This is a genomic window from Sphingopyxis sp. MG (assembly GCF_002953155.1).
Lineage (GTDB): Bacteria > Pseudomonadota > Alphaproteobacteria > Sphingomonadales > Sphingomonadaceae > Sphingopyxis > Sphingopyxis granuli.
In genome coordinates this window covers 116,294-143,104 of the sequence record NZ_CP026381.1, presented here as the reverse complement: position 1 = coordinate 143,104, position 26,811 = coordinate 116,294, and the positions used below count along the sequence as shown (strand labels likewise).

The window sequence follows — 26,811 nt, the reverse complement described above, 5'->3', positions numbered from 1 at the left end:
GGACTTGATGCATCTAGAACTTCCCGCGCACCGAAAAGGCGAAGACCGGTCCGATCAGCCGGTCGCGCTGCTCGACGAAGGCGATCGGGCTTTCGCCGCGCACGCCGGTGTAGACGGTCCGGTCGCGGCGCGAACGGGCGTTGAACATATTGGCGACCTGCGCCCGCACCGTCATCCCGAACACATCCTTGTTCTCGACGAAGAGGCTGGCGAACACCGGCCCCTCCCACGTCCGGTCGACCTGGTTGCGCCGATAGTTGGGCTGAATGTGGCTGTGGTTGGCGTTGAAGCCCCATGCCCAGTCGCTGCCGGGGATATCGTGCCGCAGGTCGATCTCGATCTGCCGGTCGGTGAAGCCGCTCCACTGGCGCGTCTCGCCGGTGAAGGGATCGCGGATTGACGAGGTCTGGAGCAGCAGGCGCGTGTCGACCTTGACGCCCTTCAGCCCCGCCGGGTCGAGGTTGATCGTCGTCGTCCAGTCGATCGCCGCGGCCCAGCTTCGGTCGATATTGCCGACCGCCTCGCCGCTCGCGCCGACCGGGATGACGTCGACGCGATCCTCGACATCGCGGTAGATGAGGTTCAGCTTCGTCGACCCCCAGACGCCGAGCGTCTTGTTCGCCTCGAACTCGAAACTCCAGTCCTGCTGCGGCCTCAGGTCGTTGTTGACCTCGTTCTGATTGTCGTCGTTCAGGAACGCCCGCGCGAGGAAGTCATAGAAGGACAGCTGCAGCACGCGCCGCCGGATCTTCAACGACATGTCGAGATCGGCCGACGGTGCCCAGGCGAGCGTCAGCGATCCCTTGGGACGAAAGAAGCTGCGCTCCTGTCCGCCGATGCCCGTCTGGGTGATCTTCGAATGCTCGGCACCCGCGACGAGCTGGAACGACAGCGTGTCCGTCAGCTTGCGTCCGAAGCTGAGCAGTCCTTCGTAACGATCCTCGCTGACGCCGCCGATCCCGCCCGGAAACGGCTGATCGACGAAGACGCCGGCGGCGGGGTCGAGCACCGCGATCGACGCGACATTGTCGAGCGTATTGAACGCCGCCTCGCCCGACAATTCCCAGTCGCCGCCCAGCATCTTCCACTGATATTCGCCGCGCGCGATCGTCTCGCCCAGATTGCCGCGCTGCGCGAACCGGTCGCCCTCGGGCGGCGTCGCGTCGGCGAAGCGGGTGACGATCTCCTGCGAATAGGGTTCGTGACTGAACCGCCGCAGGCCGATCAGCTTCAGCTTTCCGGGGCCGAGGCCGAACTGGTAATCGCCGCTCAGCTCGTAATTCCAGCTGTCGTTCTTCTCGCGCACGGTGCGGAAGCGGTCGGGGTCGCCGACGCTCGTCCGCAGCCCGTCCTCGACATAGCGGTCGTATTTGCGCTGATAATGGGCGCCGAGATGCGCGATCGGATCTCCGGGGCCGTCCCATGTCAGATGCCCCGACAGCTTGGGCGTGTCATAGGGACTGCGCCAGACGTCGTGCCGCTGCTCGACGATGCGCCCCGCGCCGTCGAGGATCAGCGTCGGGCCGCCGGCGGCACTGCGCGCGCCCTCGTTGTTGTAGAGGCCGAGTTCATATTCGATCGCGCCGGTCCGCCCGCGCACCGAGATATCGCCGCGGGTGTAGAGCGGATGCGCATAATGCGCGCGGAACTCGGGCTTCCAGGCGAACTGCCCCGAAAAATCGTCGGCGCGATAGACGATGTTCGCGACCTGCCCCGACAACCCCGGAATATCGAGCGAAGCGCCGTCGACGATCTCGATCCGCTCGACATTGCCCGCCGGGATACGCGACAGCAGCGTCGCCATGTCGTCGGACTTGGTCGACGGGCGCACGCCGTTGAACAGCACATTGCCCGTCGCCTGCCCCAGCCCGCGCCGCTCCTCATTGTCGCGGATCGAAAAGCCGGGGACCTGCGCCAGCATGTCATAGGCGTTCTTGGGCGCATAGCGCGCGAAGTCGGCAGGGGCATAGACCTGCCGCGCCGCGTCGGACGGCGCGGGAGCGGGAGCGATCGCCGGAACGGCAGGCGCCTCCTGTGCCTGCACCGCGCCCGCGCCCAGCGCCGCGGTCAGCGCGGCAATGCTCGTCCAGCGGCTCATTTCGCCGCCCTCGCGGCCGCATTCATCGACCGCGCATAGTCGGGCGTCACCCCCAGCGCTTTCAGGCTCACCACCTCGTCGGACGACAGCGAGGCATAGCCCGCCGCGGCGAGCCCGCGCACATAGGCGCCGTCGACCCCCAGTGCCTTGCACGCGATCGCGTCGTCGATCGCCGTCAGCCGCAGCGCGCCCGACTGGAGTTCGTGGACATAGGCGCCCGTGACCCCAAGCGCCGCGGCGGCGATCAGGTCGCTGCCGTCCTTCGGCCGCACGCCCTCTCCGATCAGCCCGTCGGCAAGGGCGGTGGTGGCATCGACCATCAGCATAGCGAGCTGCTGGTCGCGCGACGGCGTTCCGATTCCGCGATCGGACAGCGCCCGCGCAAATCCCGCATCGGGCTGGAACTGGCAATGGCCCGCGCCGTCGAACGCGGCATTCAGGCGGCCACTGCAATCGAGCCGCCCCGCCTCGTGCACGACGCTGAACGACACCGGCCCCGCCGCACCGCCCAGCGCAGACCGCGCCGCGCCGAACTCGGCGCGGCGCCCATCGAGTTGCAGGTCGCTGGTCGACTTGCGCTGGCTGAGCCGCAGGCGCGGCGCGTGGGCTCCGCTATCCTGCACCGACACCTCCCAGCGGATGGCGTCGCTCGCGGGCGCGGCGGCCTGGCTCTGCTGCGCCGGCGCCGTGCACGCGATGACCGGCAAGACCGCGGCGCCCGCGGCGACGAACAGGGCGTTGATTCTGGCTTTCATGGGGATACTCCTCCTCCCTGCGCCGGCCGAGCGTCTCCGCTCGCCGCCGCAACGGCGTTTCCAAACTTCGGTTCGATGATCGGCGGTGTCGCTTCGGCCAGTGGCCGGGCGTCAGTCCTTCGGTACTACGGGCGGCCTTGGCGGTCCCGGCGGGCTCGGCGCCGCGACCCGCACCACAGCTCCGTCGGCGCTGCGCACTTCGACGCTGCCGCTGGCTTCGGCCCGAACGGTCGCCCCCAACCGCGACCGGACGACGCTGTGCCGCCCGCTGTCCCAGCTTCCGACCGTCCGCGCCTCGATCGCATCGTCGGGATCGGACAGCGACTGGCCGGCGCGGCGCATCCGCGCGACGTAATCGGGCGTCACCCCCACCGCCCGCATCGCGGTCAGATCGTCGAGATCGACGTCGGGGAACTGCGCCTGCATCGCACGGGCGTAATCGGGCGAGACGCCCAATGCTCTGGCGCCGATCAGGTCGTCGAGCGCCGCGTGCGGAAACAGACGGCGCATCGCGGCGATATAGTCGGGATCGACCCCGCTCGCCTTCGCGGCGATGATGTCGTCCGAATCGACCGACCCATGACGGCGCATCGCGCGCACATCCTCGGGCGTCACCCCCACCGCGCGCATCCCCACCAGTTCGTCGACGGTCAATGGACCGGCCTGCGGCTTCGCGACCGGGGCGGCTGGCGTCGCGGCCTCCGGGGCGCCGCCCGCGACCGCGGCGGACTGCGGTGCCGCGGTCGGGGCGGGGGCGGCGACGGCGTGGACTGCCGCCGCCGCCCTTTGCCCGGTGGTGGCCGAAAAGGCGGCGAGCGGCGCGGTGATCCCGGCGAGCAGCACCAGGCTCATCAGCATCCAGCTCGCGCTCGCCGGACCGCGCTTCAGGCTCGCGTCGAGGACGCGCGTGATCCGGCGCTTGAGGCTGCCCTTGCCCGGCGCGACGCCGTGCGCGGCAAGCAGCGCGCCCTGATTGTCGTGCCGCGCCGCGCCTACGAGCAGCGTCGCATAATCGGGTCCGTCGATGTCGGCCATCAGCACGGCGTCGTCGGCAGCTTCCTCGCGCAGCTGGTGGCTTTCGCGCGCCAGCATCCAGACCAGCGGATTGAACCAGAAAAGCGCGCAGGCCAGCCGGGCGGCGAGCAGCTTCGCCCAGTCGAGCCGCGCGACATGCGCCAGTTCGTGCGCGATGATCGCCTCGGCCTCGCCGACCGCGCCGACCGCCTTGGGGCTGAGCACGATCGTCGGGCGCAGCACGCCCCAGCTGATCGGCGAGCGCAATTCCTCGCTCACCAGCAGCGCGGTGCCGTGCTTGAAGCCCATGCGCCGCTGCGCCTCGGCCAGGGCCGACAGCCACGACGCCTCGACCAGCACGTCGGCGCGCGCGCGCATCGCGAACAGCCGCACCACCGCCAGCGCCATCAGCGCGAACAGCAGCAGCAGCGGCAGCGCATAGACACCGAGCGCCATGTCGGAGAGCGACGGCCAGTTCCACGTCGCCGCCGCCACGGGCGCCGCATCGCGCAGCGCCTCCGCCGGCATCGCCGCGACTTCCGTCACTGGCAGCGCCGCCGCCTGCCGCACCGACCAGGCGGCCGGCAGCGGCGTCCATTGCGGCAGCAGCAATGCCGCGACCGGGAGCGCCAGCAGCGCAACCAGTCCGGCGTGCGCGACCAGCGACCGCTCGGCCGCCGAACGCGACCGCACGAGGCGCAGGATCGCCAGCGTCAGCCCGGCGATCAGCAGCGATTTCAGGCCGAGCTCCAGCAGGCTCGCGGCGGTGATCGTCATTTCGCCCTCCCTTCGCGCGCATCGGCGATCAGCTTTTGCAGTTCGTCGAGTTCGCTCGCGCTCATCTCATCCTGCATGCCGAGCAGCGCCGCGGCCGCGCTCGTCGCCGACCCGTTGAAGAAGACGCGCACGACCTGGCTCAGCGCCGACTTGCGCGCCGCCTTGTCCGACACGCGGGGCGCATAGAGGAAGCCGCGCTCCGACGCCGTGCGGTCGACGAAGCCCTTGGCCTCGAGCCGCTTGAGCATCGCGCGGATCGCCGACCCCGACAGTGCGTCGCTCAGCGCCTCGCCGATCTCGGCGACGGTCGAAGCGCCCCTTTCATAGAGGATATCGACGATTTCGCGTTCGCGGGGGGGCAAGCTGGACAGCATGGCGAATCACCTCATGCGCTACATTTGTAGCTTAGCTACATTTGTAGCGCCCTCATGGCAAGCGATTTATTCGCATAAGACACACCGCCGGTCCGGATCGCCACCCGATCGTGATTGCGAGGAGCGCGGGCGACGAAGCAATTTCCAGCCATCGGCCTTGCGCAAGGCCGATGGCCGAAGATTGCTTCCCCCGGCTTTCTCCGAGGTCAATGACGAACCGGGCGAGCGCCCTGCTCCCCACTCCCGCCGTCCGCCCTCGCCTCGCGCTTGTCGAACGGCGCCGCATCCGTCACAGACGATGGCGTATATGTCCTGCGAACACGCAGGGACTTGTCCCCCGGCGAAAGCCGGGGTCCATACGCGGCAGCGCAACGCCGTCCGGACCCCGGCTTTCGCCGGGGAATGATTACCCGTCGAAAGGGGATAATTGCCGATGCCGATCATGGCCGCCCGCCTCTATCACGACGGCAAGCTCGTCCGCGATCTCGGCCCCGACGAGACGATCCCCGACGAAAGCGACCCGGGCGATTTCTTCTGGCTCGGCCTCTACGAGCCCACGCCCGGCGAACTCGAAGGCATCGCGGCGCGCTTCGGCCTCCATCCGCTCGCGGTCGAGGACGCGCTCAAGGCGAACCAGCTTCCCAAGGTCGAGGTCTATGGCGACCAGCTGTTCGTCATCGCGCGCACCGCCAACCTCGACGGCGACGCGATCCAGCCGGGCGAGACCGCCTTCTTCGTCGACCGCCATTTCATCGTCAGCGTCCGCCACGGCTCGGCGCGCGGCCATGCCGAGGTGCGGGCGCAGCTCGAATCGAGCCCGGCGCTGCTCGGCCACGGCCCCGACTATGTGCTCCACGCGGTTCTGGATTTCATCGTCGACGGCTATTTTCCGGTCATCGACGCGATCGAGGACCGCCTGCTGCTGCTCGAGGACAGCGTGATGGACACGCCGCTCGACGCCGCCGAGATTCGCCACCTCTACGCGCAGCGGCACCATGTCATCCGGTTCCAGCGGCTCACCGGCCTGATGAAGGACGCCGCGCAAAAGCTCGCGACCGCGCCGCTGCCGTGTATCGACGATCCCGTGCGCCCCTTCTTCCGCGACGTGTGGGATCATGTCCAGCGCGCCGAATTTCGCCTGACCGGCCTGCGCGACGTCGCCGCCTCGGTCGTCGACACCAATTCGCTGCTCGAACAGCAGCGCCAAGGCGCGATCACCCGCCAGCTCGCCGCCTGGGCCGCGATCCTCGCGGTGCCGACCGCCATCGCGGGCATCTACGGCATGAATTTCGAGTATATGCCCGAACTCGACTGGACCTTCGGCTACCCTCTCGCGCTCGCGCTGATGGGCGGCATCTGCGGCCTCCTCTACTGGCGCTTCAAGCACATCGGCTGGCTGTGACCCTTGCCCGCCGGACGCCGCGACCCTAGATAGGGGCCTCACCCCCCAAACGGAGTCGATGGAATCATGGATCGCAACTGAACGCAGCGTCCCCCGCCTTGCCTTCAGGAAAGCCTTGTCCATGCCCGCCATCACCCTCGCCCATCTCGGCTGGTCCACGCCCGACGGCCGCGCCGTCCTTTCGGACCTCGACCTTCAATTCCATCCCGAACGCACCGGCATCGTCGGACGCAACGGTGTCGGCAAATCGACGCTGCTGCGACTGCTGACCGGCGAGATCGCGCCGACATCGGGCCGCATCGCCGTCGACGGCAGCCTCGCGATGCTGCGCCAGACGGTGCAGGTCGATCCCGACGCCCAGGTCGCCGACCTGTTCGGCGCGCGCGCCGCGGTCGCGCTGCTCCGCAAGGCCGAGGCGGGCCGCGCCACCGCCGACGAGCTTGCCGAGGCCGACTGGACGCTCGAAGCGCGGATCGACGAAAGCCTGGCGAGGCTCGGCCTGCCGGTGCCGCCCGACACCCTGCTCGCCCGGCTGTCGGGCGGCCAGCGCACACGCGCCGCGCTGGCGGGGGCGATCTTTGCCGAACCCGATTTCCTGCTGCTCGACGAACCGACCAACAATCTCGACCGCGAAGGGCGCGACGCGGTGCGCGACCTGCTGCGCGGCTGGCGCGGCGGCGCGATCGTCGTCAGCCATGACCGCGAACTGCTCGAAGAGATGGACGCGATCGTCGAGCTGACCGGGCTCGGCGCCGCACGCTACGGCGGCGGCTGGAGCGCCTATGCCGAGCGCAAGGCCATCGAACAGGCCGCCGCCGAAGCCGGGCTCGGGGTCGCCGAAAAGCGGCTCGACGCGGTCCGGCGGCAGGCACAGGTCACCGCCGAGCGCCAGGCGCGCCGCGATGCCGGGGGCCGGCGCAAGGCGGCGCGCGGCGACGAGCCCGCCATTCTGCTCGGCACGCTCAAGAGTCGCGCCGAGGCCAGCGGCGGCGCGAACCGGCGGCTGGCCGACCGCCAGCAGGCCGAGGCCGAACGCGCGCTGTCGGACGCGCGCGGCCGGATCGAGGTCGTCGACCCGCTCGCGGTGGCGCTGCCCGCAACCCGCCTGCCGGCCTCGCGCCGGGTGCTCGAACTCGATCATGTGTCGGCGGGCTATGGCGAGGATGCGCCTGTGATCCGCGACCTGTCGCTGACGATCACCGGCCCGGAACGCGTCGCGCTCGCCGGTCCCAACGGTTCGGGCAAGTCGACGCTGCTCGCGCTCGTCGCGGGAACGCTGACGCCGCAGCGGGGGCGGGTCCGCGTCGGCGTGCCCTTCGCCCTGTTCGACCAGCGTCTTTCGCTGCTCGATCCCACGCTGTCGATCGCCGACAATTTCGCCCGGCTCAACCGGGGGACGACGAACAACCAGTGCCGCGCCGCGCTCGCGCGCTTCCGCTTTCGCGCCGATGCCGCCGACCGTGTCGTCAGCACGCTCAGCGGCGGCCAGATGCTGCGCGCCGGCCTCGCCTGCACGCTCGGCGCGCCGACGCCGCCGCAGCTGCTGATCCTCGACGAGCCCACCAACCACCTCGACCTCGATTCGCTGACCGCGGTCGAGACCGGCCTTGCCGCCTATGACGGCGCGTTGCTCGTCGTCAGCCACGACCGCCCGTTCCTCGAGGCGATCGGCATCACGCGCACGGTGACGCTGGGCGAATGAGGGGGAAGCGCCCCCTCACCCCTTCTTCAGATGCCGCCGCCCGAGCAGTTCGGCGATCTGCACCGCGTTCAGCGCCGCGCCCTTGCGGAGGTTGTCGCTGACGCACCAGAAGGCAAGGCCGTTGTCGACCGTGCTGTCGTCGCGCACGCGGCTGACGAAGGTCGCATAGTCGCCGACGCATTCGACCGGGGTGACGTATCCGCCGTCCTCGCGCTTGTCGACGAGCATCACGCCGGGCGCCTCGCGCAGGATGTCCTGCGCCTGCTCGGCCGACAATTCCCGTTCCAGCTCGACATTCACCGATTCCGAATGGCCGACGAAGACCGGGACGCGCACGCAGGTCGCGACCACCTTCACCTTGGGGTCGAGGATTTTCTTGGTCTCGACCACCATCTTCCATTCCTCCTTGGTCGACCCGTCGTCGAGGAACTTGTCGATGTGCGGAATGACGTTGAAGGCGATCTGCTTGGTGAACTTCTGCACGTCCTTCTCGTCGCCGACGAAGATCTGGCGCGTCTGGTTCCACAGCTCGTCCATCCCCGCCTTGCCCGCGCCCGAGACCGACTGATAGGTCGATACGATCACGCGCTTGACGCCCGCGGCATCGTGCAGCGGCTTCAGCGCGACGACCATCTGCGCGGTCGAGCAGTTGGGGTTGGCGATGATGTTCTTCGCGGTATAGCCGTCGATCGCATCGGGGTTCACCTCCGGCACGATCAGCGGCACGTCGGGGTCCATGCGATAGAGCGAGCTGTTGTCGATCACGACGCAGCCCGCCGCCGCCGCCTTGGGCGCGTGGATCGCGGTCGCGTCGGACCCGATGGCAAAGATCGCCATGTCCCAGCCGGCCCAGTCGAAATTCTCGATATTCTGGCATTTGACGGTCTTGCCGGTATCGCCGATCTCGACCATCTCGCCCTGGCTGCGCGACGAGGCGACCGCGGCCAGTTCGGCGATCGGGAACTCGCGCTCGGCGAGGATGGCGAGGACTTCGCGGCCGACATTGCCCGTCGCGCCCGCGACGACGATCCGATAACCCATGAACTTGTCCTTTGATGCTGGTGCTTGAAACGAAAAACGACCGGTTTCGCGCTGGGGCGGAACCGGTCGTCTTGGAAAGCTGTTTCGGCTTTGTGGGGAGAAAGCTCTCCTTAGCCTTCGCCGGCTTCCGACCGGTATTCGCGGCGCTCCGCAATACGCGCCGATTTACCGGTGCGGCCCCGCAGATAGTAGAGCTTCGCACGACGGACGGCGCCCTTGCGGACGACGGTAATGCTGTCGATGTTGGGCGAATAGAGCGGGAAGACGCGCTCGACACCTTCGCCGAACGACATCTTGCGCACGGTGAAGTTGGAGCCCATGCCCTTGTTCGAGCGCGCGATGCACACGCCCTCGAAATTCTGGACGCGGGTGCGTTCGCCTTCGACCACCTTCACGCCGACGCGCAGCGTGTCGCCGGGGCGGAACGTCGGGATATCCTTGGCAGCCTTGGCGATTTCCTCGGCTTCGATCGTCTGGATGAGGTTCATGGCCTCTCGTCCTTCTCTTTTCGCCGCGCGCCAGAGGCAGGTCGGTCCCGAGCGTCGACATGACGCTCCCAAAGGTCCGGCCTGCGTAACCGTGTGTCCTCTTCCGCCCTTTGTTTCCGCCAGGCGGCGATCTTCGCATGATCCCCCGATCGCAGCACTTCGGGGATCGTGCGCCCTTCCCATGTGACAGGTCGGGTATAGTGCGGATATTCGATCAGACCGTTCTCGAACGATTCGTCGTCCCCGCTGGAAGCCGCGCCCATTACGCCGGGAAGCAGCCGAATGCAAGCGTCGAGAAGCAGCAGCGCCGCCATCTCGCCGCCCGACAGGACGATATCGGCCATCGACACCTCTTCGATCGCCCGCGCGTCGAAGATGCGCTCGTCGAACCCCTCGAAGCGGCCGCACAGGATGATCGCCCCCGGCCCCGCCGCCAAGTCGCGCACGCGGGCCTGCGTGATCGGCTTGCCGCGCGGGGTCATCGCCAGAATCGGCAAACCGGGATGCTCCGCCGCCGCATGATCGACCGCCGCCGCCAGCACGTCGGCCTTCAGCACCATCCCCGCCCCGCCGCCCGCCGGGGTGTCGTCGACGGTGCGATGCCTGTCCGCCGCGAAATCGCGGATCTGCACCGGCGCGCACGACCACAGGCCGCTCTCGAGCGCTCGCCCCGCCATGCTGTGCCCCAGCGGACCGGGGAACATGTCGGGATAAAGGGTCAGGGGAACGGCGGCGAAGCTCATGGCAGCGGCTCCCATAGCGCCTCGGGCAGCAGCGGACGATCCTTTTCCATCTCTTCGTGCAGCCATTCGCGGAAGCGTTCGATCTTGCGCACGCGGCTGCGGCCTTCGCGATAGACGAGCCAGTTGGCGCCGCCGGGCTGGTAGAGGGTGTCGAACGGCTGGACCATCCGCCCGCTGTCGAGTTCGGCGCGCCACAGCAGCGGCGTCATCAGCGCGACGCCATAGCCCCCCTGCACCGCGCTCGCCTCCTGAAGCTGGCTGTCGAGTTCGACCCCGCGGCGCGGCGGCGGCGCGACGTCGACTCCCGCTTCGGCGAGCCATCCCGCCCACCAGCCGTCGTTCGGCGCGAGCCGCTCGACGCGCAGCAGGTCGACCGGCGCCGCGATCCGGTTCGCGTCGCGAAAGGCCGGCGAGCAAATCGGCGTCACATGGCTGCGGAACAGGAAATCGGCGCGCAGCCCCGGCCAGCCCCCCGGACCGATGCGGATCGCGACGTCGACGTTCGACGCGTCGAAATCGACATAGTCGTTCGACATCGACAGCCGCACCGCCAGATCGGGATAGCGCAGCTGAAAGCGCCCGATGCGCGCGCTGAGCCAGGTGCCGCCAAAGGTGACCGCGGCGCTGATCGTCAATATGTCCGCCTCGTCATCGCCGATCGCGGCGAAGGCGTCGCCCATCGACGCGAAGGCGGCACGGACCGCCGGAAGCAGCCGCTGCCCCGTCTCGGACAGGCGCACCCGCCCTTTCTCGCGGACGAACAGCGCCCGGCCGAGGCGATCCTCCAATTGACGTATCTGATAGCTGACCGCCGCCTGCGTCATCCCGAGCTCTTCGGCGGCGCGCGAGAAATTCTCCCGCCTGCCGGCGGCTTCGAAGGCGCGAATCGCGGCGAGAGAGGGCAGGTTGGGCATCGCCGATCTATAAGTCATCCTTATATCATGCCGCAAAGCTTTTGTTGGCGATATGCGGACGCAAGGCGCATCTGGCTCGCATCCATCCCGCAGGAGAAGAATGATGATCGACGAAATGTGGATGCGCGGCTGGGCCGAGAATCACGGCCGTTTCAGCGCCGACCTCGACCGCGGCTTCGCGTCGCTGGCCACCGCCATCGCCCGGCTACGCCGCCCGCGAGACGCACGCAGCCCCGACCCCCGCCGCCGCAGCGGCATAAGCGGCATTTGCTGAGCAGGCCGGGCGCTACCGCGTCCAGTTCTCGACGCGGAGCCCCGGAACATCGGCAAAATCATCTTCATTGTTGGTGATGATGATCGCTCCGATGCTGAGGGCATGCGCCGCAAGCAGGCGGTCGAAGCGGGCGCGCTTGAACGGCAGCTTCGTATAGGCCCGCGCCGCCGCCTCGTCGAACGGGACAAGCGGTATGGCTTCGATGAACGCTTCGAGGATTTCGGGCGGCGGCGGCTTACCGACGTAAGTGCCATAGGCGACTTCGGCATAGCTGATGACAGACATCGCGATTTCGCCCGGTGCATGGTCGGCGACGCGCGCGGTCAGCAATTCATGTCCGTCGTCCATCGCATAGACAGCGGCGTCGGCGTCTATCAGGTAGCGGATCACGCTTTCTTTGCCGCTTCCTCGGCTGCCTTGCGCGCTGCAATCGCGCTCGGGCGTTCATCGAAGTCCTCGCGCGGCGCCAGCTTGATGCCCGGCGCCTTGCCCGCGAAGCCGCTGACGTCGATCTTCGCCTTGGGCTTGTCGGCCGGTTCGAAACGGAACTGGCCATGCTCTTCGCGCAAGATCATCTCGGTGCCTGCTTCCAGCCCGAGCGCCTTCGGCAACCGCAACGCGACCGAATTGCCCGACTTGAAAACCTTGGCCCGATATTCCTTCGTCATTGCCGTCTCCGTATATACATTATGTATATACTATTCGACGAAAGCGGCGTCAACGACGATGCCGTCGTCGCTCCACTCCGGCACCGCCTGCGCATTCATCGGGACCATGAAGCGCTTGCCGTTCGGTTTTTCGATTTCGATTATGTCGCCCGCGCCGAAATTCTCGATGCCGGCGACATAGCCCAGCGCGGTTCCATCTGTGGACACGCACGGCAGGCCGATCAGGTCGTGGTGATAATATTCGCCCTCACCCAGCGGCGGCAGCGCCGAGCGGGGAACGGTCAGCAATGTGCCGCGTAAGGCCTCCGCCGCGCCGCGGTCGGTGATTTCGGTGAAGCTGGCGACGGCGCCCTGATTGGCGGTGCGCACCGATTTCAGCGTCAGCTTGCGCCCGCCCGCTTCGAAAACGGAAAAGGCGCGGAGAGCATCCGCGCCTTCGCCGAACAGCTTCAGCCGCACCTCGCCCCGCACCCCGTGCGCGCCGGCGATGGCGGCGAGGGTGACGGGACGGTCCATATCGTTCCCCTCCCGCTTGCGGGAGGGGTTAGGGGTGGGGCGAGCCGAAGGCGAGCGCTCTGACTTGGCGGTCACAGGCCCACCCCCGACCCCTCCCGCAAGCGGGAGGGGAGAAGAATCAACCTTCGGTCTTTTCTTCGGCTTCCGGGACCGGGCCGCCTTCGGCGACTTCCTCGGCGATCGCGGCCGCATCTTCGGCGGTCGCTTCGGCCGGAACCTCGTCGGCCACCGCATCGGCAACGGCTTCGGCCGTCGCTTCGCTCTTCACCGATCCGGTCGCATCCGATTCGGCGGCTTCCGGAGCCGCGGGCGATTCGACGGCTTCGGGAGCCGCAGGTGCTTCGGCGGCCTCGGGCGCAGCCGCTTCCTCGGCGGGCGCCTCGGGAGCCGGAGCCGCGGCGGCTTCCTTCGCGGCTTCCTCGGCCTCGGCCAGCTTCGCGGCCTTCTCCTCGGCGCGCTCCTTGGCCTTCTCGCCCGGCTCGCCCTTCTGCGGGTTGCTGCGCGCGGCGCGTTCCTTGACGCCCAGGACGTCGAGGAAGCGGGCGACGCGGTCGGTCGGCTGCGCGCCGACCGAGACCCAATGCTTCGCACGCTCGACGTCGAGCTTCACGCGATCGGGATTATCCTTGCCGAGCAGCGGGTTGTAGCTGCCGATGCGCTCGATGAAGCGGCCGTCGCGAGGGGACCGCGAATCGGCGACGACGATCTTGTAATAGGGGCGCTTTTTCGAACCGCCGCGCGACAGGCGAATGGAGGTAGCCATGATATTGTCCTTCTTTGTCTGAAAATCGGGAATATTCGGATTATTTCTTCTTGTTGATCAGATTGGCGAGGTCGGGCGGCAGGCCGCCGCTGCCCAGCCCGGGCAGACCGCCGCCCATTCCGCCGCCGCCAAGGCCGGGCATGCCGCCGCCGCGCCCGAACAGCGCACCGAGGCCCTTCAGCCCGCCCATCTTGCGGATCTTCTTCATCGCAGTGGACATTTCCTGGTGCATCTTGAGCACCTTGTTCACCTGCTGCACCGTCGTGCCCGATCCGTTGGCGATGCGGATCTTGCGCTTGGCGTTGATGATCTCCGGCTTCGCGCGCTCCCTGGGGGTCATCGATCCCATGATCGCGTCGAAATGCACGAGCATCTTGTCGTCGGTGCCGCTCTGCGCCATCGCCGCCTGCGCCTTCTTGAGGCCGGGGATCATGCCGGCGAGCGCGCCGAGCCCGCCCATGCGGCGCATCTGGTTGAGCTGCGTGCGAAGGTCGTTCAGGTCGAACTGCCCCTTCGCCATCTTCTTCGCCATCGCCTCGGCCTCGTCGGCCTGGATGGTCTCGGCGGCACGCTCGACAAGGCTGACGACGTCGCCCATGCCGAGGATGCGGTTGGCGATGCGCGCGGGGTGAAAGGTCTCCAGCCCGTCGAGCTTCTCGCCCGTGCCCGCGAACTTGATCGGCTTGCCGGTGACGGCGCGCATCGACAGCGCGGCGCCGCCGCGCGCGTCGCCGTCCATGCGGGTCAGCACGACGCCGGTCAGCGGCACCTGTTCGGTGAAGCGCTGCGCGACCTGCACCGCATCCTGGCCGGTCAGGCTGTCGACGACCAGCAGGGTCTCGGCCGGCTCGGCGGTGCGCGCCACCGCCTGCATCTCGTCCATCAGCTGCTGGTCGACGTGAAGGCGGCCCGCGGTGTCGAGCAGCAGCACGTCGAAGCCTTGCAGCTTCGCCGCCTGCAGGGCGCGCTGCGCGATCTGGGTCGGCTGCTGGCCCGCGACGATCGGCAGCGTCGCGACGTCGATCTGCTCGCCGAGCACGGCCAGCTGTTCCTGCGCGGCGGGGCGATTGACGTCGAGCGACGCCATCAGCACCTTCTTGCGCTCCTTTTCCTTCAGCCGCTTCGCGATCTTCGCGGTCGTCGTGGTCTTGCCGGAGCCTTGCAGGCCGACCATCATGATGACGGCCGGCGGGGTGACGGCGAGGTCGAGCTCGGCCGCCTCGGCGCCGAGCATCTCGGTCAGCGCGTCGCTGACGATCTTGACCACCTGCTGGCCCGGGGTGACCGAGCGCAGGACATTCTGGCCGATCGCCAGTTCGGTGACCTGGTCGACGAAGCTGCGCACGACGGGCAGCGCGACATCGGCCTCGAGCAGCGCGATTCGCACCTCTCGCATCGCGGCGCGCACGTCGGCCTCGGTCAGCGCGCCGCGGCCGCGCAGCTTTCCGAAAACGTCGCCAAGCCGATTGCTCAGACTGTCAAACATGCGCCTTTACAATCCCTTACCTACACCGCAACGCAAAAGACGCCGGTGAGCGAAACCTCGCCAACCAGCGGCTATCCGTGGACAGAATTTCCGTCGCGGATGTCGATCCGTCCATCCGCATCATGCGGACGCACGCCGCGCCTTTAGGCAAAAGGGCGGCAAAAGGCAAGTCGCGGCAGCGCAGAAGATCGAAGCGACCGCGCCGTTCCGCCGCCCCCGGATCACTTAACGCAAATTTCACCGCTTCGCGGGCAGTATCGCGTCGATGGTGGGGACTATTCAGACAATGGCGGCGCCCAGGCGGCGCGATCGCAGCGAGGATGCGCGGCGCGATATCGTTGCCGGCGGCATCGTCGTTGCGGCGATCCTGCTTTTCGTGGGCACCGGCAGCAACGTGATGCAGGCGGTGGTCCAGACGCTGATCGGCCTGGGCGGCGGTCCCGACAAGGTGCTGTCGGTCGCGCTGGTCCTCAACATCGCGCTGATCCTGTTCGGCTGGCGCCGCTACGAGGATCTCAACCGCGAGATCCGCGAGCGGACCGAGGCCGAGCAGCGCGCGCGCTACCTCGCCGACACCGACCCGCTGACCGGTTTCCTCAACCGCCGCGCGCTGCTGGCGCGGGGACAGGAGCTGATCGCGCGCGCCGCGGCGCAGCAGCGGCAGGTCGCGCTCTTCCTGCTCGACCTCGATCATTTCAAGACCGTCAACGACATCCACGGCCACGCCGCGGGCGACCGCGTGCTGAAGGTCGCGGCCGACCGGATCAGCACAGTCCTGCCGCCGAACGCGGCCAAGGCGCGACTCGGCGGCGACGAATTCGTCGCGATGCTGGTCTTCGAGCCCGCCGCGCGGTCCCAGATCGACGCGCTCGCGGCGCAGCTCGTCGCCGCGCTCGAGGATTCGGTCGCGCACGACGCGCAGCATATCCGCATCGGCGCCTCGCTGGGGATCGCGCTCGCCGACGACGCGAGCACGACGATGGAAACGATGGTCCGCCAGGCCGACATCGCCATGTACCACGGCAAGGACAAGGGCCGGAACCGCCACATCTGGTTCGAACCGGGGATGGAGATGGCGGTCCAGGTCCGCAACCAGATCGAGACCGGAATCCGCGGCGGCATGCCGCGCGGCGAGTTCGTTCCCCATTTCGAGCCGCAGGTCGACATCGCGAGCGGCCGCCTCGTCGGTTTCGAGATGCTGATGCGCTGGGATTCGCCCGAATATGGGATGATCCCGCCCGAACGCTTCATCCCGATCGCGGAGGAAAGCGGGCTGATCGGCGAACTGTCGCTGCAGGTCATCCGCCAGGCGATGGAGGCGGCCAAGGCCTGGGACCCCTCGATCATGCTCGCGGTCAACATCTCGCCGCAGCAGCTGAAGGACCCCTGGTTCAGCCAGAAGCTGACCAAGCTGCTCGTCGAAACGGGCTTTCCGGCAAGCCAGCTCGAGGTCGAGATCACCGAAAGCTCGCTGTTCGAGAATCTGCCCCTCGTCCGCTCGATCGTCACCAGCCTCAAGAATCAAGGCGTGTCGCTTTCGCTCGACGATTTCGGCACCGGCTATTCGTCGCTGTCGCACCTGCGCGCGCTGCCGTTCGACCGGATCAAGATCGACAAGAGCTTCATCGCGGCGATGCGCGGCAGTTCCGATGCGCGGGCGATCGTCGTCGCGATCATCCGGCTCGGCGAAAGCCTCGCCATGCCGATCACCGCCGAGGGGGTCGAGGACGAAGCGAGCGCGATCGAACTGATGCGGCTCGGCTGCCTCAAGGGGCAGGGCTGGCATTATGGGCGCGCGATGTCCGCCGACGACACGGCGCGGATGCTCGCCGACCGCGGCCTGCTGCGGATGCCGGCGTTGCCCGACGCACCGGCGGGCGAGGAAGACGAATTGCGCAAGCAGGCGTGAAACGCCCTCTCCGCAAGGAAAGCGAGAGTCGGGCGGACTCGGACGCCTCGCTAGACTTCCCCGCCCCGCATCCCTAAATGCGCCCGCTATGGCGGATCGTTTCACCAAGATGCACGGCCTCGGCAACGACTTCGTCGTCATCGACGCGCGCGAGCATGCGGTCGCGATGACGCCGGCGCGCGCGCATGCGATCGCCGACCGCCGCCACGGCATCGGGTGCGACCAGCTCATCCTGCTCGAACCGTCCGACAAGGCCGATGTCCGGATGCGCATCTTCAACGCCGACGGCGGCGAGGTCGAGGCGTGCGGCAATGCGACGCGCTGCGTCGCGACGCTGCTCGGCAAGCCCGCGGTGATCGAGACGCTGGGCGGGATGCTGCGCGTCACGCCGGCCGACGGCGGCGCCGAAGTGACGCTCGGCGAGCCGGCGTTCGACTGGGAGCGGATTCCGCTCGCGATGCCGATGGACACGCGCGACATGCCCGTCGCCTGGGACGAGCTCGAACATGGCGCGGCGGTCAATGTCGGCAACCCGCATATCATCTTCTTCGTCCCCGAGGCCGACGCCGTGCCGCTCGCCGATCTGGGGCCGCGGATCGAGAGCGATCCGCTGTTTCCCGAGCGCGTCAACGTCAACGTCGCCAGCCTCGACGGCGAGGACCAGCTTCAGCTGCGCGTCTGGGAACGCGGCGTCGGGCTGACGCACGCGTGCGGCACCGGCGCCTGCGCGACCGCGGTCGCCGCGATCCGCGCCGGGCTGGTTCGCTCGCCCGTCACCGTGTCGCTGCCCGGCGGCGACCTCGTCATCCGCTGGGCCGAGGGCGAGCCGATCGTGATGAGCGGCGCCGCGACGCGCGTGTTCGAAGGCGAGACCGACTGGGCCCGCTTCGGATGAGCGCCGGCCCCCGCGTCGAGGTCGTCAATTTCGGCTGCCGGCTCAACCTCGCCGAGGGCGAAGCGGTCCGCACGGCGGCGCTGCGCGCGGGCGCGACCGACACGATCGTGTTCAACAGCTGCGCCGTGACCGACGAGGCGGTGCGGCAGGCGCGGCAGGCAGTGCGACGCGCGCTGCGCGAACGGCCGGGCGCCAATGTCGTGGTGACCGGATGCGCGGCGGAACTGGAAGCGCAGCGCTTCGCGGACATGGGCGCGCGGGTGGTAGCCAACGATGCCAAGGGGCTCGCCGAAAGCTACCGCCAAAATCCCGGCGCGAAACCGCGCCGGCAATATGCTCCGTCCTACCCCCCCGCCCTCTCCGGCGCCGACCACGCCCGCGCCTTCCTGGGCGTCCAGACTGGCTGCTCGCACGATTGCACCTTCTGCGCCACGGTGCTTGCGCGCGGGACGGCACGGTCGGCGAGCATCGAATCCGTCATCGCCGCCGCACGCACCGCGCTCGACCGCGGCCAGCGCGAGATCGTGCTCACCGGCGTCGACCTCGCCAGCTATGGCGACGACAGCGGCACCAGCCTCGCTGCGCTGGCCGAGGCGTTGCTCGCCCTCCCCGGCCTCGACCGCCTCCGCCTCTCGTCGCTCGACCCCGACCGCATCGACGACGCGCTGTTCGCGCTGCTGACGCAGGAGGCGCGCGTGATGCCGCATGTCCACCTGTCGCTCCAGGCGGGCGACGACATGGTGCTGCGGCGGATGAAGCGGCGCCACCGCCGCGCCGACGCGGTGCGGCTCGTCGAACGGCTCAAGGCCGCGCGCCCCGGCATCGCGATCGGCGCCGACCTGATCGCCGGCTTTCCGACCGAGGATGCCGGCATGTTCGCGAACACGCTGGCGCTGGTCGACGATTGCGACATCGTCTTCGGCCATATCTTCCCCTACAGCCCGCGCGCCGGCACCCCGGCGGCGCGCATGCCGCAGGTCGGCCGCGCCGTCGCCCGCGAGCGCGCGGCACGCCTGCGCGAGGCCAATGCGCGCCGCCGCCACACCTGGATGGACGCGCGGCGCGGACGCATCGCCGCGATGCTCGTCGAGCGCGACGGCGTGAGCGGCCATGGCGAGGATTTCACCGCCCTGACGCTCGCGGCGCCTGCGGCGCCCGGCAGCATCGTGCCGGTGCGCATCGGCGCGCGCGACGGCGAGCGGATGGCGGCAACCCGCATCGACAAGGATGGAACGGCATGAGCACGAGTTGGAGCGAACGGCTGTTCGGCGGCCTGCGCCGCACGTCGGAACGGCTGGGCGAGAATCTGTCGGGGCTGACCGGCAAGGGGCGGCTCGACGACGACGACCTCGACCGGATCGAGGAGGCGCTGATCACCGCCGACCTCGGCCCCGCGATGGCGGCGCGCATCCGCGAGCGGCTCGCGGCGCGGCGCGACGCGGTCGCGGCCGGCACCGAGGAACTGCGCAAGGTCGTGGCCGAAGAGATCGCGGCGGTGCTGCGCCCGGTCGCCGAACCGCTCGAGATCGACGCCTTCCCGCGCCCGCAGGTGATCCTGGTGATCGGTGTCAACGGGTCGGGCAAGACGACCACCATCGCCAAGCTCGCGCACCTGTTCCAGGAACAGGATTATGGCGTGATGCTCGTCGCCGGCGACACCTTCCGCGCCGCCGCGATCGGACAGCTCAAGGTCTGGGCCGAGCGGCTCGGTGTGCCAATCATGGCGGGGCCGGAGGGCGGCGACGCCGCGGGCATCGTGTTCGACGCGGTCAAGCAGGCGACCGCGACCGGCATCGACGTGCTGATCGTCGACACCGCGGGCCGCCTGCAGAACAAGCGCGAGCTGATGGACGAACTCGCCAAGATCAAGCGCGTGCTCGGCCGCCTGAACCCCGCCGCGCCGCACGACGTCGTGCTGGTGCTCGACGCGACGACGGGGCAGAATGCGCTGTCGCAGATCGACGTGTTCCGCGAGGTCGCGGGCGTCACCGGCCTCGTCATGACCAAGCTCGACGGCACCGCGCGCGGCGGCGTCCTCGTCGCCGCGGCCGAGCGCCACGGGCTTCCCATTCACGCGATCGGCATCGGCGAGACGATCGACGATCTCCGCCCCTTCGACGCCGACGAGATCGCGGGCATCATTGCAGGAAATATCCGATGAGCGACCAGCTTCCCGGCGGCCCCGAGCCGATCCCCGCGCCGCCGCCCGCGAAACATGGCTGGCTGAACTTCGCGATCGATTTCGGGCCGCTGCTCGTCTTCTTCCTCGTCTACAAGTTCAGCTCGGGCGGCAGCGGCGCCTTTGCGGCGACCGCCGGGGCGATCAAGGGCACGCTCGCCTTCATGGCCGCGATCGTCGTCGCGATGGCGGTGTCGAAATGGAAGCTCGGCAGGATTTCGCCGATGCTGTGGATGTCGGGCGTCCTCGTCATCGGCTTCGGCGCGCTGACCGTCTGGTTCCACGACGAACGCTTCATCGTGATGAAGCCGACGATCATCTACGCGGCCTTCGCCATCCTGCTGCTCGGCGGCTGGGCGCTGGGCAAGCCGATGCTCAAATATCTGCTGCAGTCGGCGCTCGAAGGCATGACCGAGCGCGGCTGGCTGCTGCTCTCGCGCAACTGGGGCCTGTTCTTCGCCGTCCTCGGCATCGCCAACCATGTCATGTACGAGCTGATCGAGGCGCAGCGGATGAGCTTCGACCTGTGGCTGACGATCAAGGTGTGGGGCGTGACCGCGCTCTCCTTCCTCTTCACGCTGACGCAGGTGCCGGTGATGCTGAAGAACGGTCTGGCAGTGCCGGAGGAAGCCGAAGGCTGAGGGCCGACATCGCCAAATCCCCCATCGTCATTGCGACCCCGGATCGGGTCCGGGGGAAGCAATCTCCAGCCATCGGCCCGAATGAACGCACGCTTGGAGATCGCTCGCAATGGCTATCCTGTGCAGCTCGATAGCCGCGTGCCATAAACCTGCACCGCCTCTTATCCGTTCGTGTCGAGCGAAGTCGAGACACCCATCAGCCTGGCGCAAGGCCGATGAGTGTCTCGACTTCGCTCGACACGAACGGGACGATGGGTCAGATTAAGGCTCGATGCTCTATAGCAGCGTGCACGAAATCGGCATCACTCCGATTCCAGCGGGGCGGATTCAACGCACGATACTTTGGAACGGGACGACATCGAATGGAATCGTCATTGCGAGCGGCGAAGCCGCGCGGCAATCCAGAGTGTGCGGTAACCGCTCTGGATAGCTTCCCCCGGATCAGGTCCGGGGTCGCAATGACGAAGTAGGTCAATCCAAAGTCATCAGAGTCTAAGTCCCCTCCACCGCCGCCTTGTGCATGCGGCCGTTGAGCACATAATGGGCGACGCCTGCCTGCATCCCGGCCGCCTGCGCGTCGTCGATGTCGCGCACGCGCCGCGCCGGCGCGCCGGCCCACAGCTCGCGCGGCGGAATCTCCTTGTGCTCGGTCAGCAGCGCCCCCGCCGCCAGCATCGCGTCGCTGCCGATGCGGCAGCCGTTCATGACCGTCGCCTTCAGCCCGACGAACGCCCGGTCGGCGAGCGTGCAGCCGTGCACCATCGCCAGATGGCCGATCAGCACGTCTTCGCCGATGATCGTCGGATAGCCGTCGGGACGGAGCGGGGTCGGACCGTCGCAATGGATCACGCTGCCGTCCTGGACGTTCGACCGCGCGCCGATGCGGATATGGCTGACGTCGGCGCGCAGCACGCAATTGTACCAGATGCTGACATCGGGCCCGATCTCGACGTCGCCGATGATCCGGCACCCCGGCGCGATGAAGGCGCTGGGGTCGATGCGCGGCGTCTTGCCGTTCACGCTGATGATGCTGATATCGCTGTGGGTCATTCGCTGCGTCCGAAGAAGATGTGGTTCCAATAGAGGATCGGCAGGGTCGACGCATAATCGTCGGTCCAGCGATCGAAATGCGGGCGGCCGGCAAGCGCGATCCACGCGCCGTCCTCATGCGCCTTGTCGGCGGACTTGAGGGGTCCCGTCAACTGCGCGAGCCGCTGCGGCGTCGCGGCGAGCGCGACCCAGCTCGACCGCGTCAGCATGTCGGGATCGTCGCCGCGGCCCGCCGGGTCGTTGCGGATCGCCGCGGCCCAGCCGCGCGCCTTCGCCTCAGCATCGAGCACGGGTTCGAGGTTGAAGAAGCGGTTCGAGATGTGGATGAGCAGCAGCCCGTCGGGCTTGAGCGCGCGCGCATAGATGCCGATCGCCTCGCGCGTCAGCAGGTGCAGCGGGATCGCATCCGACGAAAAGGCGTCGATGACGAGGATGTCGAAGCGCCCCGCGGGCTGGCCCGCGATCTGCAGCCGCGCGTCGCCGATCACCACCGGCGCATGTGGCGCGCAGCGCGACAGGAAGGTGAATTTCGTCGGGTCGCGCGCGATGTCGACCATCACCGGGTCGATCTCGAAGATCGTCCAGTGCTGGCCCGGCCGGCGATAGCAGCTGAGCGTCCCGGCGCCGAGCCCGACGATTCCGACCGAAGCCCCCGGCCCGGCGAGCGCCTCGATCCGGTCGAGCGCGAGACCGACCCCCGATTGCGGGCCATAATAGGTCGTGGGGTCGAGCTCATGCCCCGCGTCGGTGCGCTGCAGGCCGTGCAGCGTCGTTCCGTGCGCGAGCCGGCGCTGGTGGCGCCAGGGATCGTCGGTGACGGTATAGACGCCGAAATAGCTGCGCACGCGCATGTCCGAGAGGCTGTCGTGCAGCGTGCTCCAGCCGCCGAGCCCGACCATCAGCAGCGCCAGCACCGTCGCATAGGCCCAGCGCCAGCGCGTCACCAGCAGCCCGATCGCGAAGATGAAGCCGCCCCACAGCAGCGCCGGCCCCGCGAATTCGCCGGTCCATGTCCGGACGAGATGAAAGCTGGCGAACAGCGCGATCAGGACGAACAGCGCCACCATGATGCGCGTCGCGCCGGCCGACAGATGCGTCCATTTCTCCCACGCCAGCAGCGGCGGCAGCGGCAGCAGCAGCGCCGCGGCGAGGACGAGCAGCGGATGCTCGTAGACCCAGTCGAACAGCAGCGGCGCGGCCAGCGCGGCGAACAGGCCGCCGAGCACCCCGCCCGCCGACATGACGAGATAGAAAAGCGTCAGATAGCGCGGCGCGGGGCGCAGGTCGTAGAGATGCGCATGGAGCGCCGTCGCGACGACGAACAGCATCCCCAGGCTGGCGATCGCGATCAGCATCGCGGCGCCCCCCGTGCTGAGCAGCGCGAGCCCGCCGACCCCCAGCAGCACCGCCGGCGCGATGACGATGGCGATGCGCGCCGGCGCGCGCGCGGCCGCGAAGGCGATGACGAAGCTCAGCAGATAGAGGCCCAGCGGCAGCACCCACAGCAGCGGCATCGCGACGATATCGGTGGTCAGGTGCGTCGTCGTCGATAGCATCAGCCCCGACGGCACCGCGGCGATCAGCAGCCAGCGAAGCTGGTGGCGCACGGTCGGCCGCGCTTCGGCGCCGCCGCCGTCCCCGGCCATGTCCGCCCCGCCGCGCCACCGCGCCGCGGCGCTCGCCGCGACGAGCAGCACCAGCAGCGCATAGCCCGCGCTCCACCCCCAGCTCTGCACGGCGAGCGGCAGCGCCGGCTCGACGAGCGCGGGATAGCTGATCAGCCCGGCGAAGCTGCCCAGGTTCGATGCCGCATAGAGCATGTAGGGATCGCCCGCCCGCGGATCGGCGGCGAACCAGCGCTGCATCAGCGGCGCCTGCGCGGCGACCGCGAAGAAGACCGGGCCGATCGACGCCGCGAGCAGCAGCGGCACCCACAGCGCCTCCTGACCCGGCGCGGGCGGCGGAAGCTGCGCGATGCCGATCGGCAGCCACAGCGCGGCCGCGAGCAGCAGCGCGATGTGGATGGCCGCCTGCCGCCGCACCGCGAAGCGGCCGAGCCAGTGCGCATAGGCATAGCCGCCGAGCAGCAGCGCCTGATAGACGAGCATCGCGCTGTTCCACACTGCGGGCGCCCCGCCGAGCCGCGGCAGCACCATCCGCGCGACCATCGGCTGGACGAGGAAGAGCAGGAAACTGCCGACGAGGATCGTCAGCACGAACAGCCAGCGGCGCGGCGAGGCGACCGCGGTCATGCGCGGCACCGTATCAGGCGCCCAGCAGCCGCGCCGCGTGGAGCGCGTGATAGGTGAGCACGCCCGACGCGCCGGCGCGGCGGAAAGCGAGCAGCGTTTCGAGGACCAGCGCATCGCGCTCGCCCGCCCCGGCCGCCGCCGCGGCCTCGATCATCGCATATTCGCCCGACACCTGATAGGCGTAGACGGGCACGGCGAAGGCATCCTTCACCGCGCGCACCACGTCGAGATAGGGCAGGCCCGGCTTGACCATCACGCTGTCGGCGCCTTCGGCCAGATCCTGCTCCACCTCGCGCAGCGCCTCTTCGACATTGGCGGGGTCCATCTGATAGGTCTTCTTGTCGCCCTTCAGCAGCCCGCGCGATCCGACCGCGTCGCGGAACGGGCCATAGAAGGCCGACGCATATTTGGCCGAATAGGCCATGATCTGGACATGGCCGAACCCTTCGATCTCCAGCGCCTCGCGGATCGCGCCGACGCGGCCGTCCATCATGTCGCTGGGCGCGATGATGTCGGCGCCGGCGCGCGCCTGACACAGCGCCTGCCCGACCAGCACTTCGACCGTCTCGTCGTTGAGGACATAGCCCGCCTCGTCGATCAGCCCGTCCTGCCCGTGGCTGGTATAGGGATCGAGCGCGACGTCGGTGAGCACGCCGATGGCGTCGCCGAGCGCATCCTTGACCGCCGCGGTCGCGCGGCACATCAGATTGTCGGGGTTGAGCGCCTCGGCGCCGTCCCCGCTGCGCCGCTCGGGCTGGGTGTAGGGAAAGAGCGCGAGGCAGGGGATGCCGGCGGCGACCGCATCCTTCGCACGGTCGACGAGCCGGTCGACCGACCAGCGCGACACGCCCGGCAGGCTCGCGATCGGTTCCTCGGTCCCCTCGCCTTGGCAGACGAACAGCGGCCAGATCAGGTTCGACGGGGTCAGGCGATGCTCGCGCACCATCGCGCGGCTCCAGGCGGTGCGGCGGGTGCGGCGGAGGCGCAGGTCGGGAAAGGCAGCGTGAGTCATGCGGGCGTCCATAGCGGCGCTTGGCCGCGCCGCAAAGCGCCGGATGACCCGTGCGGCCGGGAGGAAGAGGATTTTCCGCGGCGCACGGTTCAGGCGGCGACGACGATCTCGGGCTCGGCCTCGACCGGGAAATTCACCGATCGCGCGATGAAGCACATGGCGTGCGCCTTGCGGTGCAGATCGCGCGCGAGCGCCGCGTCCGACGCGGCGTCGATCACGACGCGCGGCCGCAGCACGACGGCGGTGAACTGCCCCGCGCCGCCGGGCTCCTCGATCATGGCGCCGCGTGCATCGTCCTCATAGGACAGGACATTGACGCCCGATTGCGAGCAAAGGCCCAGATACCAGAGCTTGTGGCACGCCGACAGCGACGCCACGAGCAGTTCCTCCGGATTCCACCGCGCGGGGTCGCCGCGAAAGGCGGGATCGGAAGACCCGGCGATCGGCGCCTTTCCCGGGGCCGCGATCTGATGATCGCGCCGGTAGCCGCGATAGGTCCGGGTCCCCGTCCCGTCGTTTCCGGTCCAGACGACGCGCACCTCATATCCATGCGTCTTCCCGCTCATCGCAGCCTCCCGGTCGATACACCTCGTCTATAGGCGCCGCCGCGCTACAGCGACAGATACATCCGCATCAGGTTCGGGATTTCGGAGCGCTTGGAACATCCGGTCTTGGACAGGATGGACTTGATCTGGCTGTTGACCGTTTCCACCGAAACGCCCCGCACCTCGGCGATGCGGGAGGAGGACGCGCCTTCGATCAGCAGTTCGGCGATGCTGGTCTCGGCTTCGGTGAGCGCGAAGGTCCGTCCCACCGCCCGGCGGTCGAGCATCGGCCGGTCGTCGTCGCGGATCATCAGCAAGGCCAGCGGTTCGAGAAAGCGGTTGTGATCGCCTTCGGGGACCGGCACGCATGCGATGCGGATGCGCCGGTCGCAGGGGCGCTGCACCATCACGCTGCCCGATTCGGGCGCGAACCGCCGCGCCGCCGCCGCGATTCGCATATCCAGTTCGGCCTGCGCCTCGCGGCACGACAGGCGCAGCCGCCCGTCGCGCGCGCCGACGACATCGCCCCGCGACAGCATCGCCTCGGCCTTGCGGCCGGCGGCGACGATCTTTCCGTCGGCCTGGCACAGGATCGTCGCCGGGCCGGCCTGCTCGATCGCGTTCGTGCTCAGCGATGCGGCGCGTCCTTCCAGCTGGATCGACAGGTCGACGGCCTTGGCGAAATGCGGCAGCAACCGCGCCATCAGGCCCGATTCGTTCGGCCCCAGCCCCTGCTGCCGGCGATGGTGGAAAAGGTTGAGGTTGCGCAGCCTGCCTCCTTCGCGGAACAGGACGCCGCTGCTGACGAAATGGCCGTCATATTTCGCGAAGAACTCGTTGTAGAGGGGATCGCGGCGGCGGTCGTGGTCCGACAGATATTCGCTGTCCGTCACCACATGCCCGGCATCCGCGCGCAGCATGGCGGCAAGGCCATGATTCGTCGCCGGGTCCATGCCGCCGATGGCCAGGAAATCCATCACATCGGCCTCGCCGACGCCCGGCGCCACCATCGGATTGAAGCGGGTCGGCCCGAACGAAAGCAGCTGGGCGCTGGTCGCGTGGCACAGCGACGCGAGCGACGTCAGCGCATCGGCCCAGCGCGCCGGCTCGAACGGTGCCTGGATCAGGGCCTCGCGCGTTTCCAGATACCCCCTCGCATCCATCTGCACAGATTAGGAAAATGGCGCGCGCTGTCAAATTTTCGGTGCGTTTGGATGTCGCCCGAATGGCGCAGAATTCCCCATTAGTGGTGATGCCCCCCGCCATCCCCCCCGCTACGGCGCTTCGATGAGCAGAAGCCGCACGCGCGGCGC

25 protein-coding genes and 1 pseudogene are annotated in these 26,811 nt (G+C 68.6%); 8 read left to right on the top strand and 18 right to left on the bottom strand.

Annotation, left to right across the window (positions count from 1 at the left end; genetic code table 11):
- Nucleotides 1-13: 13 nt before the first annotated feature.
- From C3E99_RS00665 to C3E99_RS00650, 4 genes are all read right to left on the bottom strand, one after another.
- The gene (locus tag C3E99_RS00665) at nt 14-2,098 is read right to left on the bottom strand and encodes a TonB-dependent receptor plug domain-containing protein (RefSeq protein WP_076073749.1); all 2,085 of its coding nucleotides are present in this window, start codon (nt 2,096-2,098) and stop codon (nt 14-16) included.
- Nucleotides 2,095-2,853 carry a hypothetical protein gene (locus C3E99_RS00660; RefSeq protein ID WP_076073746.1) on the bottom strand — a complete coding sequence of 253 codons (759 nt, stop codon included), beginning with the start codon at nt 2,851-2,853 and terminating at the stop codon, nt 2,095-2,097. Before C3E99_RS00660 ends, C3E99_RS00665 begins: the two co-directional genes overlap by 4 nt.
- Before the next feature lie 111 nt (nt 2,854-2,964).
- Nucleotides 2,965-4,644, bottom strand: coding sequence for a M56 family metallopeptidase (locus C3E99_RS00655; protein WP_076073743.1), 1,680 nt, complete (start codon nt 4,642-4,644; stop codon nt 2,965-2,967).
- A complete protein-coding gene (locus C3E99_RS00650; protein WP_067110709.1) occupies nt 4,641-5,018 on the bottom strand; it encodes a BlaI/MecI/CopY family transcriptional regulator in 378 nt (125 codons plus the stop codon). The genes C3E99_RS00655 and C3E99_RS00650 overlap by 4 nt, the downstream gene beginning before the upstream one ends.
- A gap of 433 nt (nt 5,019-5,451) precedes the next feature.
- Here C3E99_RS00650 and C3E99_RS00645 point away from each other — a divergent pair, with 433 nt between their 5' ends.
- Nucleotides 5,452-6,420 carry a magnesium and cobalt transport protein CorA gene (locus C3E99_RS00645; protein ID WP_076077488.1) on the top strand — a complete coding sequence of 323 codons (969 nt, stop codon included), beginning with the start codon at nt 5,452-5,454 and terminating at the stop codon, nt 6,418-6,420.
- Between the two features lie 121 nt (nt 6,421-6,541).
- Nucleotides 6,542-8,122, top strand: a complete 1,581-nt coding sequence (locus C3E99_RS00640) for an ABC-F family ATP-binding cassette domain-containing protein (RefSeq protein WP_076073741.1) — start codon at nt 6,542-6,544, stop codon at nt 8,120-8,122.
- Between the two features lie 15 nt (nt 8,123-8,137).
- On the opposite strand, the gene C3E99_RS00635 is transcribed toward C3E99_RS00640, so the two are convergent.
- From C3E99_RS00635 to C3E99_RS00620, 4 genes are all read right to left on the bottom strand, one after another.
- On the bottom strand, nt 8,138-9,163 hold the full coding sequence (locus C3E99_RS00635; RefSeq protein WP_076073738.1) for an aspartate-semialdehyde dehydrogenase: 1,026 nt from the start codon (nt 9,161-9,163) through the stop codon (nt 8,138-8,140).
- Between the two features lie 110 nt (nt 9,164-9,273).
- On the bottom strand, nt 9,274-9,651 hold the full coding sequence (gene rplS, locus C3E99_RS00630) for a 50S ribosomal protein L19 (RefSeq protein WP_067110698.1): 378 nt from the start codon (nt 9,649-9,651) through the stop codon (nt 9,274-9,276).
- Complete coding sequence (gene trmD, locus C3E99_RS00625) at nt 9,648-10,394, bottom strand: tRNA (guanosine(37)-N1)-methyltransferase TrmD (protein WP_104960273.1); 747 nt, start codon at nt 10,392-10,394, stop codon at nt 9,648-9,650. Before trmD ends, rplS begins: the two co-directional genes overlap by 4 nt.
- On the bottom strand, nt 10,391-11,326 hold the full coding sequence (locus tag C3E99_RS00620) for a LysR substrate-binding domain-containing protein (protein WP_234002546.1): 936 nt from the start codon (nt 11,324-11,326) through the stop codon (nt 10,391-10,393). Before C3E99_RS00620 ends, trmD begins: the two co-directional genes overlap by 4 nt.
- Nucleotides 11,327-11,408: 82 nt before the next feature.
- On the opposite strand from C3E99_RS00620, the gene C3E99_RS19575 reads away from it, so the two are divergent.
- Nucleotides 11,409-11,582, top strand: a complete 174-nt coding sequence (locus C3E99_RS19575) for a hypothetical protein (protein WP_158682038.1) — start codon at nt 11,409-11,411, stop codon at nt 11,580-11,582.
- Nucleotides 11,583-11,594: 12 nt separating this feature from the next.
- Here the strand turns inward: C3E99_RS19575 and C3E99_RS00615 are convergent, their stop codons facing one another.
- The 5 genes and pseudogenes from C3E99_RS00615 to ffh form a co-directional block, all read right to left on the bottom strand.
- Nucleotides 11,595-11,972 (bottom strand): type II toxin-antitoxin system VapC family toxin, encoded by a 378-nt coding sequence (locus C3E99_RS00615; RefSeq protein ID WP_076073733.1) that lies wholly within the window; start codon nt 11,970-11,972, stop codon nt 11,595-11,597.
- Nucleotides 11,969-12,250: an AbrB/MazE/SpoVT family DNA-binding domain-containing protein gene (locus C3E99_RS00610; protein ID WP_076073730.1), complete on the bottom strand. Its 282-nt coding sequence runs from the start codon at nt 12,248-12,250 to the stop codon at nt 11,969-11,971. Before C3E99_RS00610 ends, C3E99_RS00615 begins: the two co-directional genes overlap by 4 nt.
- Nucleotides 12,251-12,280: 30 nt before the next feature.
- On the bottom strand, nt 12,281-12,766 hold the full coding sequence (gene rimM / locus C3E99_RS00605; RefSeq protein ID WP_104959293.1) for a ribosome maturation factor RimM: 486 nt from the start codon (nt 12,764-12,766) through the stop codon (nt 12,281-12,283).
- Between the two features lie 283 nt (nt 12,767-13,049).
- Nucleotides 13,050-13,529 (bottom strand): annotated as a pseudogene (gene rpsP / locus C3E99_RS00600) (30S ribosomal protein S16); the annotation flags it as partial.
- Between the two features lie 40 nt (nt 13,530-13,569).
- Nucleotides 13,570-15,015 (bottom strand): signal recognition particle protein, encoded by a 1,446-nt coding sequence (ffh, locus tag C3E99_RS00595; RefSeq protein WP_104959291.1) that lies wholly within the window; start codon nt 15,013-15,015, stop codon nt 13,570-13,572.
- A 286-nt stretch (nt 15,016-15,301) separates the two neighbouring features.
- On the opposite strand from ffh, the gene C3E99_RS00590 reads away from it, so the two are divergent.
- From C3E99_RS00590 to C3E99_RS00570, 5 genes are all read left to right on the top strand, one after another.
- A complete protein-coding gene (locus C3E99_RS00590; RefSeq protein WP_076073720.1) occupies nt 15,302-16,924 on the top strand; it encodes a putative bifunctional diguanylate cyclase/phosphodiesterase in 1,623 nt (540 codons plus the stop codon).
- An 88-nt stretch (nt 16,925-17,012) separates the two neighbouring features.
- Nucleotides 17,013-17,819 (top strand): diaminopimelate epimerase, encoded by an 807-nt coding sequence (gene dapF / locus C3E99_RS00585; protein WP_067110680.1) that lies wholly within the window; start codon nt 17,013-17,015, stop codon nt 17,817-17,819.
- A complete protein-coding gene (locus C3E99_RS00580; protein ID WP_104959290.1) occupies nt 17,816-19,060 on the top strand; it encodes a MiaB/RimO family radical SAM methylthiotransferase in 1,245 nt (414 codons plus the stop codon). Before dapF ends, C3E99_RS00580 begins: the two co-directional genes overlap by 4 nt.
- Nucleotides 19,057-19,980 (top strand): signal recognition particle-docking protein FtsY, encoded by a 924-nt coding sequence (ftsY, locus tag C3E99_RS00575; RefSeq protein ID WP_076073717.1) that lies wholly within the window; start codon nt 19,057-19,059, stop codon nt 19,978-19,980. The genes C3E99_RS00580 and ftsY overlap by 4 nt, the downstream gene beginning before the upstream one ends.
- Nucleotides 19,977-20,639 (top strand): inner membrane-spanning protein YciB, encoded by a 663-nt coding sequence (locus C3E99_RS00570; protein WP_104959289.1) that lies wholly within the window; start codon nt 19,977-19,979, stop codon nt 20,637-20,639. The genes ftsY and C3E99_RS00570 overlap by 4 nt, the downstream gene beginning before the upstream one ends.
- A gap of 492 nt (nt 20,640-21,131) precedes the next feature.
- Here the strand turns inward: C3E99_RS00570 and C3E99_RS00565 are convergent, their stop codons facing one another.
- From C3E99_RS00565 to C3E99_RS00545, 5 genes are all read right to left on the bottom strand, one after another.
- A complete protein-coding gene (locus tag C3E99_RS00565) occupies nt 21,132-21,689 on the bottom strand; it encodes a gamma carbonic anhydrase family protein (RefSeq protein WP_067105378.1) in 558 nt (185 codons plus the stop codon).
- On the bottom strand, nt 21,686-23,941 hold the full coding sequence (locus C3E99_RS00560) for a fused MFS/spermidine synthase (protein ID WP_104959288.1): 2,256 nt from the start codon (nt 23,939-23,941) through the stop codon (nt 21,686-21,688). Before C3E99_RS00560 ends, C3E99_RS00565 begins: the two co-directional genes overlap by 4 nt.
- 13 nt (nt 23,942-23,954) lie before the next feature.
- Entirely contained in the window at nt 23,955-24,953 is a 999-nt protein-coding gene (gene hemB / locus C3E99_RS00555; protein WP_076077486.1) for a porphobilinogen synthase, read from the bottom strand.
- An 89-nt stretch (nt 24,954-25,042) separates the two neighbouring features.
- Nucleotides 25,043-25,519, bottom strand: a complete 477-nt coding sequence (locus C3E99_RS00550; RefSeq protein WP_076073709.1) for an OsmC family protein — start codon at nt 25,517-25,519, stop codon at nt 25,043-25,045.
- A gap of 44 nt (nt 25,520-25,563) precedes the next feature.
- Nucleotides 25,564-26,661, bottom strand: coding sequence for a helix-turn-helix transcriptional regulator (locus tag C3E99_RS00545; RefSeq protein WP_158682037.1), 1,098 nt, complete (start codon nt 26,659-26,661; stop codon nt 25,564-25,566).
- Nucleotides 26,662-26,811 lie beyond the last annotated feature (150 nt).

Excerpts from the sequence above, each read along its gene's own strand:
- C3E99_RS00665 (WP_076073749.1), bottom strand. The coding sequence starts at position 2,098 with ATGAGCCGCTGGACGAGCATTGCCGCGCTGACCGCGGCGCTGGGCGCG.
- C3E99_RS00660 (WP_076073746.1), bottom strand. The coding sequence starts at position 2,853 with ATGAAAGCCAGAATCAACGCCCTGTTCGTCGCCGCGGGCGCCGCGGTC.
- C3E99_RS00655 (WP_076073743.1), bottom strand. The coding sequence starts at position 4,644 with ATGACGATCACCGCCGCGAGCCTGCTGGAGCTCGGCCTGAAATCGCTG.
- C3E99_RS00650 (WP_067110709.1), bottom strand. The coding sequence starts at position 5,018 with ATGCTGTCCAGCTTGCCCCCCCGCGAACGCGAAATCGTCGATATCCTC.
- C3E99_RS00645 (WP_076077488.1), top strand. The coding sequence starts at position 5,452 with ATGCCGATCATGGCCGCCCGCCTCTATCACGACGGCAAGCTCGTCCGC.
- C3E99_RS00640 (WP_076073741.1), top strand. The coding sequence starts at position 6,542 with ATGCCCGCCATCACCCTCGCCCATCTCGGCTGGTCCACGCCCGACGGC.
- C3E99_RS00635 (WP_076073738.1), bottom strand. The coding sequence starts at position 9,163 with ATGGGTTATCGGATCGTCGTCGCGGGCGCGACGGGCAATGTCGGCCGC.
- rplS (WP_067110698.1), bottom strand. The coding sequence starts at position 9,651 with ATGAACCTCATCCAGACGATCGAAGCCGAGGAAATCGCCAAGGCTGCC.
- trmD (WP_104960273.1), bottom strand. The coding sequence starts at position 10,394 with ATGAGCTTCGCCGCCGTTCCCCTGACCCTTTATCCCGACATGTTCCCC.
- C3E99_RS00620 (WP_234002546.1), bottom strand. The coding sequence starts at position 11,326 with ATGACTTATAGATCGGCGATGCCCAACCTGCCCTCTCTCGCCGCGATT.
- C3E99_RS19575 (WP_158682038.1), top strand. The coding sequence starts at position 11,409 with ATGATGATCGACGAAATGTGGATGCGCGGCTGGGCCGAGAATCACGGC.
- C3E99_RS00610 (WP_076073730.1), bottom strand. The coding sequence starts at position 12,250 with ATGACGAAGGAATATCGGGCCAAGGTTTTCAAGTCGGGCAATTCGGTC.
- rimM (WP_104959293.1), bottom strand. The coding sequence starts at position 12,766 with ATGGACCGTCCCGTCACCCTCGCCGCCATCGCCGGCGCGCACGGGGTG.
- ffh (WP_104959291.1), bottom strand. The coding sequence starts at position 15,015 with ATGTTTGACAGTCTGAGCAATCGGCTTGGCGACGTTTTCGGAAAGCTG.
- C3E99_RS00590 (WP_076073720.1), top strand. The coding sequence starts at position 15,302 with ATGGCGGCGCCCAGGCGGCGCGATCGCAGCGAGGATGCGCGGCGCGAT.
- dapF (WP_067110680.1), top strand. The coding sequence starts at position 17,013 with ATGGCGGATCGTTTCACCAAGATGCACGGCCTCGGCAACGACTTCGTC.
- C3E99_RS00580 (WP_104959290.1), top strand. The coding sequence starts at position 17,816 with ATGAGCGCCGGCCCCCGCGTCGAGGTCGTCAATTTCGGCTGCCGGCTC.
- ftsY (WP_076073717.1), top strand. The coding sequence starts at position 19,057 with ATGAGCACGAGTTGGAGCGAACGGCTGTTCGGCGGCCTGCGCCGCACG.
- C3E99_RS00570 (WP_104959289.1), top strand. The coding sequence starts at position 19,977 with ATGAGCGACCAGCTTCCCGGCGGCCCCGAGCCGATCCCCGCGCCGCCG.
- C3E99_RS00565 (WP_067105378.1), bottom strand. The coding sequence starts at position 21,689 with ATGACCCACAGCGATATCAGCATCATCAGCGTGAACGGCAAGACGCCG.
- C3E99_RS00560 (WP_104959288.1), bottom strand. The coding sequence starts at position 23,941 with ATGACCGCGGTCGCCTCGCCGCGCCGCTGGCTGTTCGTGCTGACGATC.
- hemB (WP_076077486.1), bottom strand. The coding sequence starts at position 24,953 with ATGACTCACGCTGCCTTTCCCGACCTGCGCCTCCGCCGCACCCGCCGC.
- C3E99_RS00550 (WP_076073709.1), bottom strand. The coding sequence starts at position 25,519 with ATGAGCGGGAAGACGCATGGATATGAGGTGCGCGTCGTCTGGACCGGA.
- C3E99_RS00545 (WP_158682037.1), bottom strand. The coding sequence starts at position 26,661 with ATGGATGCGAGGGGGTATCTGGAAACGCGCGAGGCCCTGATCCAGGCA.